General features: G+C 48.4%; 3 protein-coding genes. 1 reads left to right on the top strand and 2 read right to left on the bottom strand.

All coding sequences use genetic code 11. The features are described 5' to 3' along the window. Positions 1 to 12174: DUF2341 domain-containing protein (locus tag OEV42_19735; GenBank protein ID MDH3976501.1), on the bottom strand; the 12174-nt coding region annotated here is incomplete at its 3' end. A 1246-nt stretch (positions 12175 to 13420) separates the two neighbouring features. Here OEV42_19735 and OEV42_19740 point away from each other — a divergent pair. Next, positions 13421 to 14179: a DDE-type integrase/transposase/recombinase gene (locus tag OEV42_19740; protein MDH3976502.1), complete on the top strand. Its 759-nt coding sequence runs from the start codon at positions 13421 to 13423 to the stop codon at positions 14177 to 14179. A gap of 149 nt (positions 14180 to 14328) precedes the next feature. On the opposite strand, the gene OEV42_19745 is transcribed toward OEV42_19740, so the two are convergent. Continuing rightward, on the bottom strand, positions 14329 to 14663 hold a 335-nt coding region (locus tag OEV42_19745), incomplete at its 5' end, for a hypothetical protein (protein MDH3976503.1).

The raw sequence follows: 14663 nt of genomic DNA on the forward strand, positions 1-14663 counted from the left end.
AAGAACATTCAGCCCCTTCGAAAGATATAAATTACTCCCACCCTTTACCGTAATGGTATCGTAAGTCCCCCCCGGCATAGGCGTTACCTTCGTATGCTCAACACCATCATTATTTACGATAATAGAGCCATTCGTACTGTCGGTGGCCTTCAGGTAAATCGTACCAGCCCCGCCGTTGCGGTAATAATAATTGCTGTTGTTCCAATAATAAATACTCTTCCCACCATAGGCCTGTACATTGCTCTCGGGCAGTGTCATTGTGTCATAGTAAAGAGCTACTCGGCCACCGCCGCCTGCACCATCATTGCTTGATGCGCCGTTTGATGTTATGAGACCGCTTCCGCTTATCGTTCCCGCATCTACACGGATGCCGCCGCCGCTGCCGCCGCCATAATATTTCCCATCACTTCCTCCTCCGGTACCATCCGCATAGATACCGCCATCAAGCGTTAGTGTGCCTACCTTGATTCGAACCAGTCCGCCGCCGTTGCCGCCTTTTTGAGAGGAGTAAGGACCGCCGCCACCGCCGCTACCAACATTATTAGGATCGACTGGATCACCATAGACGCTATTTACGCGATGGTAGTAGTACCTCCCGCCGTAACCACCGTAACTCCCTCCCTCGCTCTCCGAGCTGCCTGTTAAATTCCCGAGGGTTCGGCCAACTTTGTTGCCGCTCACCCACCCGCCAAGATAACCCTTCCCAGTTACGTCAATCTTGCTGCCTGTCTCAATATAGAGTTCCCCTGCCACCTCTATCTCCATCGATGATACCCCGGTTGCAGAAGCACCAAGAACAGTTATAATAGAACTACCGGTCAGGCTTAAGCTGTTGAAATAGGCATGACCTTCAATCCTGATGGTCTTGCCGCCGGATAGGGTAAAGTCCGTCCCATAAAGATCATCTTTATTTGTCGGATCAGTACCAAGCACATTCAATTCATCAGCTTCTATAACACCATCGCCGTCTGTATCCGCTGTACAAGGATTTGTCAGGTAGTTATTTGATGCGCCCGTCGTTACTTCGAACAAGTTGGTCCAGCCATCGCGGTCACCATCACGACTGCCGTCATTAGTACTGCCGTTCGTCATGCTGTTTGTGGGGTTAAGATTCAAACAGAACTCCCATTTAGTGGAAAGACCATCACCGTCATGATCTTCATCCACATCCGTTATTCCGTCATTATCTTCATCAGCCTGAACAGGATTCAAACCATAGGTAACTTCCCATTTATCAGGCAGGCCATCTGTATCACTGTCCGTTGAATTAGGATCGGTGCTATGAATCGTAACCTCATCATAGTCATTCAGTCCATCGCCATCACCATCAGCGCTAAGTGGGTCGGTATGATAAGTGAACACTTCATCAAAATCATTAAGTCCGTCACCGTCGCTGTCAGGGTTCAAAGGATCGGTGCCGTAGATAACTTCTTCTTCATTACCGAGCCCGTCACCGTCGGCATCGACAATCTGCCCATCCGTACTTCCCTGGAGTACTTCATGAGATATAAGACTGTCTACATTACTGAAATGTGTCGCCTTCAGCCAACCGGCGGAACGGGCTATTTTTGATATACGAACTTCATCGATAACACCAGAGAAGTTATGGAAGCCCGTCGTAACACCATCATCTCCAATCTCAAAGCCAGTACCTGAAGATATAGTGTTCGTAAGAATTGAACTATTGATGTAAGGCAATTCATTATCCACATGGATTCGTAATTCAGAATTTTGAATAAAAACACCTGCAACGTAGTGATTTACTCCATCATTGACAGTGACGGGATGTTCTTCACCCCAGTATGGTGTCACATTATCATCAATGAAGAAGCGAACTTTACCGGGATTGTTGAGTCTGAGCCCCAGGTGATTGCCATCAATGTAATTATAATTAGAAATGATTCCTGTATTATTTCCACCATCGGTTACAGGATTATGGGTTGTCTTAATAATGGCTTCAAGGGTAGCTTCACTATAAGCCGGTTTAAGGCCTGTTTCGATCTTATCATCTTCTCCATCAAAATCAGTTGCCTTGCCAACAAGGCCACTAACAAGGTCATTTGTACTCATGCCACCCTGAGTCGCACCATGCTTTAAGTTTCTCGTTGAATCCAGTATCTGTGGTGCCGTCCCGGAGGGATCCTGAGCCATATGGTAAACTGCGGCAAAGTTACTGTCCCAAACATTTTGTGCGGACGCTTCTCCTGTATCGCCAACAAGACCGGAAATCTTATCAGCATGGTTTACAACAAAGTTATCGAGGCTGGCCCTGGTTTCAACACCACCTCTAAAGTAACCCACAAGAGCCAACCTGACACTTTCAGGGCCAAAGGTATAAGATCTGAAAAGCACCCAGCTTGTTCCATTCCACCTGTAGGTACTGAGTGTGGAATCAGTTCTTGTTATCCTCAATTTTCCTGTTTTTTCGGCAGTGTTATAATAAGGACCAGTTGTCCAGGCACCGTTCAAATAACCGGATGAAACAATGGCTTCAACACCGTTTGGAAAATAATATCGGCGCAAAAACATCCACTCGCCATTGTCTTTACTTATATTCATCCCTATAGAGTGGTGTTCTAATGGCAGATTCCAGATATCCAGTTCGTAGTCAATCTGAATATCGAAGTTACCCTCCAGCTTCCATGTTGAAGATATGGTTGCCCACTTTGTACCATCAGAGTACCAGGTTATTTTGTCATTTTTGGTTATAGCATTTTCACTATTATTAACAATCCACTTTGTAGCATCAAACTCAGTACCGTTGAAATCATCACTCACCTGAACCGCCGTCCTCACATCATTCATGGGATGCAGTTTATCATAGTAAAGATAAAGTACCGTATCCTCAACAGCACTCACAAAAGGCACCTTCACCCAAAGCGTCGCCTCTCTGTTAACAGGGTCCCAATGCTCGATTTCAACAAAGGTCTGCGTCACGCCATCATCTGTAGTCACTTCGATACGCTTCCTGTCTTCAGGTAAAGTCAGTTCATCGAAGAGGGCCGTCACGTCGGCGCCGGTAATACCTGAAGCGCCCCCCAGTTTGACAAGGACAGGGAAATCAACCATATCTTCATCGATCCTTGTATGATCGATGGTGAGCTTGATACGGTTGTTCCAGCGGATGGTGTTGATCTTCTTTGTCGTGAAGGTAGAAACATAGTCAGCAGCCATGGCATTGCCGCCGACGTCGGTAATACCGGCCTTGACGGTAACCGTGTAGACCGTATTGTACTGCAGCCTCAAGGCCGGTTTAAAGGTAAGCTGCTCATCGCCATTGCTGAAGATCAATTCACCTGCTTCCACTCCTCTTGCAGAGGAAACGACCAAATGGTCAGCCGTCACGCTCGCCCTGTCAAGGGCTTCGCTGAAATTAACGTCAATGGCAATATCCGCCGCCAGATCAATGCTGCCGTCGGCAGGTGATAGGTTGAGAACAACGGGCGCCGTGGCGTCTGTCGTAAAGCGGCTCACAAAGCTGTCTGTCATAGGATTACCGGCCTTATCAGTAACAGACGTATCTACAGTCAGCCTGTAGGTTGTCGATCCATTAAGCAGAGAAGCCGGTACAAATGTCACTGTCACTTCATCAGCCATTAGGGCCACGCTGCCTGTTACCACCACATTCGTCGCATCATTGACAAGCGTAACAGAGGCCGCAGTTACCGTTGGCTCTGACAGAGGCTCGCTGAAAACAATAGTCAGTGAATCGGTGACGGAAACCTCCGTTGCGTTGTCCGCAGGAGATACGCTTACTACCGTGGCGGGTGTACTGTCCGTCGTAAAGCTGAATTCATAGGGAACTTCAATATTGATTCCGGCATCGTCCTCTATGGTATCGGAAACAGTTACCACGTATTGTGTCGCATGCGCCAGTACAGCAGCGGGAGCAAAAGTCACTGTCCGCCTGTCACCTGAAAAACTTATGGCCCCGGCGAGCGGTTCATTCGTATAACCGTTTCTGACAATAAGGGAGGACTCATTGACTGTGGAAGCCTTGAGCGGCTCGCTAAAAATGAGCGTTACCGCCCTATCAACGGCAATGTTAGTCGTTCCCGCGCCAGGCGATGAACTGATCAGCGTCGGCGCCGTGCTGTCCGTCGTAAAATGCAGTTCATAGGGAACAGCCAGTGTATTCCCCGCATCGTCAGAGACGGTATCTCCTATGACGAGCTTATAAGAGGCAGCGGCTGCAAGTGACGAAGAGAGGCCGAAAAGGACCGACTTCCTGTCCGTGGACAGGCTTACCGTTCCCCCGACAAGGCTGTTTGTTCCGTCATCGGTGAAAAGTTTCACCGAATCGGCAGTAACCGTCGATGCTTTGAGCGTTTCATCAAAATTAACTTGCAAGCCCGAATTAACACCTATATTGACGGCATTATCTGCCGGAGAACTGGAAACTGCCTGAGGCGGCACAAGATCGGCAACATATATTCTCTTGCTAACACCCCTTGAATTGCCTTTCACATCCCTTACGGTGCAGGACAGGTATATACTGCTGTGAGGTTCTGCATCGGCCCTGACCTGAAAGGTGAATATTTCAAAAACGGACCCTGGAGGCGCATCTTTTACCACATTCAATGATCCTGTGGCGGCTCCCGATGCGCTGCACTGAACACCGGCAATGGCATCGTTATCACTTGCCCTTAAAACAGCCGTGCCCTCTTCTCCCGGTTTGAACCTGACCGTCTCTCCGGAACTTGAAAGCGAGGCCTGCGGACTGATCGAGTCATTGGAAAGAAGCGTTAAATTAAAGGGAATACTTTCACTGCCCATGGAATCGACTGCAATGGCTGTAAGCGTTATTTCACTGCCATGGGGAAGCACCTTTGGAATAACCATTCTAAAGTAGGCAGAAAAGGTTTTGTCTCCCGCCACGGTTTTTGTCTCCGTCAATGAAACCGCTCCCGATGCAGTAAAGGTCACTGCCGAAAGGGCAACATCATCGGCTGCCGCAACCTGGACATTGTATTGACTGTTCTGGTATAGCGAACTGCCTGCGGCAGGATAGGTGATCTCAACAGAAGGCGGCATATTGGGGTTCACATCAAAAGTGAGCATCTTTTCAACACTCCTGTTTCCTGCCTTGTCCTGCGCAACGGCTGTTACCGTAAGGGTCCCTTCCGTTTCAAGAGAAAGGGTTAAAGTGTAGGGCGCCGTCCCATCGGTACCGAGGAGTTCGCCATCGACAAAGAAATCGACGAGCGCTGTATCATCTCCATTAACTTGCGCCGTAACATTTACAGAACTGCCTAATATAGGCGTCGCACCGCCGGCCAGGGATAAAGAGGTTATGACAGGAGGAATCGAATCGATGGTATTAAAGGATGACAAATGGGAACCGCTCATCACATTGCCGGAAACATCCCTGACGCCGGAAACAATAAGCGTATAAGCCGTATTTGTCGCCAGCGGCGCCAGCGGAGTAAGAACCACTGTCCTGTTGACGTTGGTAAGGACAACATTTGCCCCCACAACACCGGTATTCGAAAGCAGACTTATTCCACCGAGATAGGCGGGATCAATGCTTTCTGTAAAAGCAATACGAATGGTGCCGGCCGGCGCAATCTCAATAGCGCCGTCAGCAGGAGAAACGGATGATACGACAGGAGCAGAATTGTCGAGTGTGGTGAAGGTCGACCTGTATGTCGTCGGAAGCGGCCTTCCAACACGGTCCTTGACGCCTGTTGTAACAATAACGGTATAAGCGGTTTCTCCATCAAGAGAAGTTGCAGGTGTGATAATAACACTCTTCCTGTCCGCTGCCGGTGTTAAAGAGGAAGGAATCTTCCGGCTGCCTTTATTGATGTAAATAGTTGACGCCGTTACCGTTCCCAAATCGAAAGGTTCATTAAATATAACTTCAATCTGCTGGTTTACAGGAATGTTCATCGTTCCTGATACAGGGTTGATGGAAAGTAATCTGATAGGCTTGTCATTGAGAACAAGGGCGCCCGTATCCTGTACCTTTCCATTATCACCAGCCCCAAGAGAGTTACTATACTTGGCAATGGCCGTTGCTGAACCATTTTCCGCATAAATTTCATAACTGCAGGGGAGAGGCAGGTTTCCGAAGTTAAATATGCCGTCGGCGCCCGTTGCCAGGGTAAAGTTTTTACTGCAACCGGTAAAAACGACGCCCACCCCTTCAGCAGGCGTGGTCCCGTCAGGAAGAAGGATAATACCCGTCACTGCGGCAATGGGGCCGAAGGTCATGTTAATAGTAACCACTTCTCCTTCGGAATTGACCGTACCCGAGGCGGATGAGCCCGTAGATAGCGTTGAATGAGTAGCGGAGAGATTCAGGTTGCCGACAGGAATTCCCCCGAAACTGTAATGCCCGCTTACATTGGTATAAGTCGTATAAGAAACTCCGGAACCACTAATTCTTACACTTGCCCCCTCAAGCAGTATGCCTTCATTATCATAAACAGTCCCTTCAACGGCACCGACTCCCCTGAGAATGATATCACCGGAAACATCATCACCGTCATTCTCGATACTTATATTTTTACCCGCTTTACGGTTTGTTCCCAGTTCATAGGCGCTCAAGGTGTAAGTCTTCTCTGCAGGCAGATTGGTATAGGAGAAGCTTCCCGTCAAACCATCTATCGTTGTCTCGCCTGCCCCGGACAAACGCACCTTGCCATTTAAAACAGGAGTTACCCCGTCAGGCATATAAACGGTACCGCTAATCGAACCTGTGGGCGGAATGTTTACCCGGACAGAAAGAACCTCACTTTCATAACTGATTTTTCCAGTCACTTTACCCACCAGTTTGTTCGTCGGGTCTGTGGCCCGGATGGTAAAAGACCCGGCAGGAACACCGGCAAAAATAAAGCTGCCGTCAGGGCCCGTTACGGAATTATAGCTGTATCCCCCGGCGCTAATGGAAACACGGGCATTGGGAATGGTTTCCGTGCTGCCGTAATTAAGCACAAAGCCCTCAACCGTTCCAATGGGTGTAATACGGACCGTCGAGTCTGCAATGTCACCATCAAAATTCAGCCTTCCGCTTCCACCACCCCATCTTTCGCTGATGGGATCAAAGCCGCTAAGAGAATAGCTGCCCATTGGAATATGCTCCATAACAAAACGCCCTGTATCATCGGGCCCTGAAGATGACATGGCATAGGCCATGGTCTTTCCATTCTGAATAAGCTTGATCTGGCCGCCCGCAATGGGAGTCAAACCGTCAGCTTTATAGAAAGTACCCCTGACTATTCCCGATGCGGCGAGAGTAATATTGACAATGACATTTTCCCCATCTTTGGAGATGATCCCTTCGGCGCGCCCTCCGAGTCCATTGTCTCCCATTGCCGAAATGCTGTATTTGCCTTCAGTAAGATTGACTGCCCATACGGAACCATTCCCATCGGCCGTAAGACCGGCTTCATCATTCGGATAATCAACGCCTTGAATGGTTACCGCCGTACCGGGAGCAATACTGCCATCGGCATTAAAGACATTAACCCTTATCGATCCCTTACCGAGCAGGGTTATGTTGACAGGCACATCGAGACCGGACCGGACATAAACATTCCCCTGCCATTTAAGCCGGGAGACCGTCTCAAGAGCAGTCAGGGCATACCGGCCCTGGGGAATAATGGGGCGGAACTCATAGCTGCCGTTATCACCTGTTGTTACCTTTATATTTTCCCAGGAGAGAGACACCTCAACATCAGCGCCGACAGGACTTCCGTCAGGCCAGAAAACCCGGCCCGATACGGACCCCGGCTGGTTGACAACCGTTCCATCTGCCTGCACTTCACCCTTCAGGGGCAGATCGACGTGAACAACCTGTCCCTGGCTGCTGATGGCGCCACTCTCAGATACCGGAGTGGGTCTGAATACATTGTAAGACTTTACAGTAAAGTTACCCTTATAGATATTGGTAAACGCAAAGGCGCCCGTTACAGGATCACTATCTGCGTGATCTGCTTTATCAGAAAAAACAAGCCATCCTGTAGCGTCGGGTTTCATGGAATTCAAATAAACGTCTGCACCGGTAGTCGTCTTATCTGCAAAATTATCATAGGTAATGCCTTTAACCGTTCCCACAGGAAAAGGCCGCAAATCAATAGTTCCAACCTGTGTGTCGTACCAGAGGCGCACCGTCCCGTTACAGAGCCCATTAGCTCCCACAACGGCAAACCGGTAGTTTCCAAGCCCTAAATTCAGTATTTCAAAAACACCGGCGGCGTCGGCATTGTACTCTGTATAACGCCCCGAATCGATAATATGCCTTACCTTGGCAAAGGACCATGGCGTTCCATCGCGCTTATATACAGTCCCTCTGATACTTGCGCTTTCCATAGTCTTGCCGGGAATATAAAGATAAATTTGAGCCGCCTCTGCAGGCGTCAGCAGGCTGACCGTTCCCGACGCCACCCGTTTGTTAAAATCATAAGGATCAATTGCTTCAACGAATATATTGCCCATGGGAAGCCCTTCAAAGCTGAACGCTCCCGATGCGTCTGTCTGCGTCATCTTCAGGGTACCACCTGTTCGGGCTGTAATATAAATACCTTCCAGAGGGCTTGAATCCTCGGTGCGGGTGACACTGCCGTTAAGGCGCCCCGTGCCGGTGAGAACGATATTGGCAGAGGTCGTGGCGCCGTCACTGATAATTGCCCTGACTGTGCTTTTTTCTCCCGTTTCGTAATCACTGGCCTTTATGGTGACGCTTCCCGTATATACGCCGGTAAAGGCAAAACTCCCGTCTTCCCCGGAGTACATCCAGTTAGTGTACTTTTCACCAAAGATTTCAACAACAATCCCTTTTCTCGGCATTCCATCATGACCGATCACTTTACCGCTCACATCTCCCGCAGTAAAATCAGCAACCCGGTAAATAGTTACATCTTGCGTAGACTCCCCGCCATCGTCGGCAATGATCCCCATAACGGTTCCTTGAGATAAAAGGGCCTGGTTCACAGCATTGATGCTGTAAGCGCCGGCGCTGAGACGGGAAAAAGAGAAAGCTCCCGTTCCATCGCTGCGGGTTTTGTAAGACCGTTTGTCGTTGAGGGTCTTAATAACGACATCAGCGCCGGAGACGGGATTTCCGTTCTCATCATAAACAACGCCCGTTACACTTCCCCTGGCCTTCATAAATACATTGAGATCGAGCACCTGTTCGTGATAGGCAACACCCTGTGTCAACTGGCCTCTTTCACCCGTCGCAGCATGAGTAACCTCTATCATGAAAGGGCCGCGAGGGTCGTTATTTTGAAGCACATATTCAAACTGGAAACTGCCGTCGGCTGCCGATACCTTTTCACTGAAAATGGCATAGCGCTCTTCCAGACTGAAACCGTCATCAACCCAGACCAGCTGCATCAGCCTTACCGTAGCGCCGGCGACTGGTTCGCCGTTGGCAAGGCGCACATGTCCGTTAACAAGCGCGGCAGGCCCTTCGGCGGTAATCCGAATGGGGAGACTTTCCGGCGCCGTCATTATATTGCCCGCCATATCCTCCAGGTTAGATACGGTAATATCCCTTGCGATAAAAGGCCCTACCCCGTCACGAAGCAGCATAAAGACCATGCGGTCCCCTGGCTGCATGCTCACCTGCTTGACCAGGTTTTCATCAATGAGATAGTTTAACGCCTCCTGGGCCGTCTCTTTCGTAACACTCTCCGAGAAAAGAACTGCCACGTTTCGCCCGTGCTTGTCACCACCGGGCCCGAAATCGGAAACGAGCTGTGTGGCAGCCACGATGGATGGCGGCGAATCGGGTATAGCCAGAGAAATACCGTCAATAATACTGTCTGCCACACCGTCATTATTTTCGTCTATGCTGAATGTATATTCACTGTTTGTGCCGGGCAGAAGCGTTATCCACCCTTTGCTCCCGGCAGGCATGAAGATGCCGGGGAACTTTATCTGCCTTAAAGTCCCTGCCCCATCGGGAAGAACGAGGCCCATATCAAAGGTGGCATCGCCCCAGGCGCTGACATAAGCCCTGTAATCGGCCGAATCGATCTTCGTTACCAGTGTCAGCGTGCCCCGGCTCGTACTGCCTCCGGCAGGAACCATAATAAGCTGGTCACTATAAGGAATTTCTCTCAGGTTCTCATCGGCTGTCAGCCCCCCTGTGCGCATTCCCGCACCGCTGGAAAGCTGCACACCAACAGGCGCGTCACTCGTTATGACGGAAATATGGCCCGGCCGGTAGGATACTTTTTCAGCAAATCCGGCCTGAAAGTCAAGCGCATCTGTTGCCGTTACTTCATCCCTGAAAATATTGGCCAGCGCATAATTCATATTGAGTCCCTGGCCGGAGCGGCGGCGAAGTTCGTCAAATCCGGGATCAGCCTTATCGGACCCGAAGAAATCAAAAGCCAGATCCTCGACGGCCTTAACCGTCGAATCACCGATGAGCACTCTTAAGCCCGCTTCTGAAAGGTTATAAGCCCCGTTGGTAACATATTTTTTCGTAATATAGGTCACGTCAGCCGGCAGCGCCCCTGCCGGCGCCGTGGCCACACTCCAGGCCATCCCCAGCAATCCCACGGCCGAATCGGTAAGATCAGCGGAAAGCCCTTCCGTATAGGGGAGAATAAGTGAATCAGGAGAAAGCGGTATGCCGTCATCATTCACACCGGCACGGAGATTAAAACGCCCACTAATGCTTTCCGATTCAAATGCATTTGCCGTAACAGCGCCCGTGAGCTGGGCGACAAGGCTGTACTTGATCGTCTCCGATGCGCCTGATGGGATGCTTTCTATCAGTTTATCAGGTTCTTCACCCTCTGAAAAAGCCGAACCCGAAAGGGCCCTGGGGTTAAGGTGAAGTGAAACGAGGTTGGCAATGGTCTTGCCTGTATTAGTTACTGTAATATAGAGATCATAACGCTCTCCCGTTCTGACCGTGGCGGGATGACCGAAGGTGAGCGTGAAGTCGGGATTTCTCACCAACACGGCGCCTATGGCCTTACCCTTGATCTGGACAGGTCCCATAGGCAAACCCTCCAGTGTGGCAGTTATATCGAAGTCGAGGCGGTGCGTCCCCTCTTTCAGGCCTTCGATGGTAAAGTCGGCCTGTCCCGTCTCTGCCGGATGCATAAGGCTCATGTCATCATCAGTACCTTGCATTCCATCAGCGCCGGGGTGCATAACAGGGAGCGTCCTCGGAAAAAATCCATCAGCCCCCTTTGCCATCCTGATAGGGTCATCACCGGGCACATCATCCGTACCGGGTGTTTTGTCTGCCCCGGCTGGAAAACGGATAGTAGCCGTCAAATCCTTAACAATCAGGTTCGATTCAAGAGGCGCGCCATTCGTCACCATGGGAACGGCGCTGAAATACTGGTGCAAAAAGCCGATATTTCCGGGAATGACAACAATACCGGGAATAGGCGGCAGATCAATTTTCTCTACGCCTTCCTCATCATCGACCTCCATAACAAAAGGGGATACGGTCATATTGCGAGGCACCTCGATGGTGTTGTTTTCCGGTTCGGGCGCAAGGTATTTGACAGGCGGCGGCACGATGCTCAGGTTTGACGGTGCCGGGATATTTTCAGGATTGGTCTGGAGCGTAATCTCCTCGGGTATAATCACAGGAAGCGATATAGGAATCTGGCCACTCTCCGTCGCAATCCCCGCCGTAAATTCATAGGCCGTAAAGTTGGAACTGTCAAAGGTTACTCCCCTTTCGATGAGTTCTTCTACAGTCAACTCCCTCGTTATTACCTGCGTTACCAGCGGATCACCAATGGATTCAATGGTAACGGCCTGCGGGTTGGCGGCAAAAAGAACCTGCCCCGTACCGTCAACGAGGCGGATATTGCTAAGCGTATACTTTCCAATGGATGTAAGGGTCTGGATATCGAAGGGCCGGCCCGGTTTGGTTGTTAATGTGAGAGGTGTCTGAAAGCCGGGGCCCGTCAGTTCGGCCTTGATCTCGTAGTCGCTTGGCATCAGTCCCAGTACTTCCGGCGTCAGCTCAAAGGCAGGCGCCACAAAGGCCGTATTAACCTGCGTGTTTATTCCCTTGGGCACGGCCTGATAATCGGGAGAGGCCTCAACACCTACACCGACAACATTAAACTCTATCGCAGCAAGCGATTCATTAGCTGCATTCACCGGACGCGCAAGGCCAAGAGCCAGAAAGGCAAGCATGGTTATTTTCATTAACTTATTCATGAGAATCTTTTTATCAGTCACTTATCATCCTCTCGTTTGCCGGTAAAACCTGGAATTTTTATTAATTTCCCGCCTCTCAATCTGCCGGATACAGGTGCATGCTTTCATAACAGGGGTTCTAATAAAAAGCGCCTCCAGGCAGATCTATTTTAGCAATATTTGTACCACATGTAGCAAAGACCTGATTTGTTTAACTATTTTTAATGACTTCACAGAAATATCGATGAGGAAACATTAAAGTGTAAAAAAAACCAAACACAGAAATAAAGCTTATATTTCAGCATATTACAAACGAATTCAGCCAAACCGATAAAGAAAATCGATATAAATATCGACTTTCTTTAGTCCGCCTTTCCAGATAATGTATTTTCTGGAAATAAGCAATAAAACAAAGGAAATCATCTGCCAGGGCATGGAAAGGCTGTTGACAATAGTGCTACATTTTTTAGATACATGTTTATACTATTTTGACAACCTTTTGTCAATTTTCAGTGGAGGTTCTCATTCATAATTTTAATGGGTAAAATCCCGGGTCGCTTTTTTTGCCTTTTCTTTTTCATCAAAGTAAGCGTTACCCTCTTTCTAGCCGCGAATAATGATCGTCTTTGCACCCAATACAGGGTAATAGTCATGACGGAAAGGATCATTACCAAGTACAGCCAGCGGTCGGTAAAAGAGCAAAAGCAAAAGATCGTTAGTAAGGGGTAATTACGATTCCTGCATTTGAAGCGAATTGCTCACAAATATTTCATGCATCCCAAATAGAAATAAAAAATTTAGGGATGGTAATTTTGATAGTTTGGTTTATTGGTTTAAATCCTTCCCTGTGTTAATTTGACGGCCTTTTGCCAATTCGTAGCGGAGGGCATTCATGATCACTTTGACCGGCAAAATCCTGGGACACTTTTTTCTTTTTTTCTGTAAACTGCAACCCTTTTCCTTTCTCTTTCTTTCTTCTGATTTGCAAATGCAATATTTACAGCAGGAAATTCAAAAGCTCAAAGCGGCAAACGCTATCATGAGACAGCAAATCAGGCGGCAGAAAATCAAGCCTTCTTTTATGACCAGATGCAGGTTCATCTTTTTTGCCCTCAAATTCAAAATACCTCAAAGGAAAATACGCCGCTATCTTCCTTTAGCTCCTTCCACCCTTTACTCCTGCATCAAAAAAGCAAAAGAGAATATTTTCAACCTTATACCAAAATCCTCCAAACCTCATTCTTCACCGTACAAAACGCGACCTGAGATTGTGGCGTTGATTAAAATAATGAAAGGGAATAATTCCGCCTGGGGCTATCTGCGCATTGCCATCCATATGTGGAGTCTTCACATTTTTATTTCTCCATCAACGGTAAGAAGGATTCTGCTCAAGCCGGAAAGATATCCGGATAAAGAGACAAAGCCTCCAAAGGAAGAAAAACCATTCCTCATAATCACAGCATCAAAACCAAATTCCATGTGGTCACTTGATTTGACTACCTTGCATTTATTTGGGATATTTCCCGTTTATATCCTTGGGGTTATTGATCACTATTCAAGAAAAGTCTTTTCTCTTTCTACAACTTTTCACCCTGCTTCAAATTGGGTAATTGATGAATGTAAAGCTCTTTTTGAAAAGCACGGCACACCCAATCGAATCATTACCGACAACGGTTCACAATTTACATCCAACGCTTTCAAAGCCTGCCTTCAAGGGCAAGGGATAAAACACATCAGAACTTCTGTGCGTCATCCTCAAACCAACGGAAAGATTGAGCGCTTCTTTCAATCCCTGAAATATGAATTTATGTGCTTTTTCTTTTTAAGGAATAAAAGGCAGGTTGATAAACTTCTTGCAGACTACCTGCTTTACTACAATCAGTACCGTTTGCATCAGGCCATTAACGGGCAAACACCGGATAACCTCTATTACAACAAACCGATACAAAAGCCCCCCAAACATGCCAAGCGAATTCGTGCGCCCATTGAAGAACTCCACTTTGGCAACAGCCACTTAAAAGCGTATCAATATAAAGAAGCAGCCTGATATTTTTAAAAGGACAATAAAACCTTGTGGGACAGGTGCGCCTTGAAAACACCCAAAACAGGACTTTTTATCCCCCCACTTCCATTTAATTCACTTCCCCCGCTTTTCCATCACCCAATAAAATACTTTCCTCTACTTTTTGAATCAACTCAAATCACTATTCTCATCTTTTTTAACTGTCTATGAGGTGGTGAAATAGGACACCTTGCCATAAGGGCAATGTCGCGCCCGCCGGTGAAGGAATCGCCCTCCATATCGTAAATATGGGGATCTTTCGTGCGGAAGGTGGCTATATTGCCTTCTTCCACAAGCGGTTCGTCTTCACTGTCGAGAATGCCCGCTGTGGCGACAACACGGTAATAACGGCCGTAGAACATGTTATGTTTGGGTTGAATGTTCCCCTTCATGCGGCCCCCTTCCACCTGCTCGTAAACGAAGGAATCGACCTTTATCCAGGTTCCGTTCTGATCGGGCGCTTCATCGG

The organism is Deltaproteobacteria bacterium (assembly GCA_029860075.1).
In the GTDB taxonomy this organism is placed as follows: Bacteria; Desulfobacterota; JADFVX01; order JADFVX01; family JADFVX01; genus JAOUBX01.

What these genes read in the sequence shown, in the direction of transcription:
- OEV42_19740 (MDH3976502.1), top strand. Translation starts at nt 13,421, where the DNA reads ATGAAAGGGAATAATTCCGCCTGGGGCTATCTGCGCATTGCCATCCAT.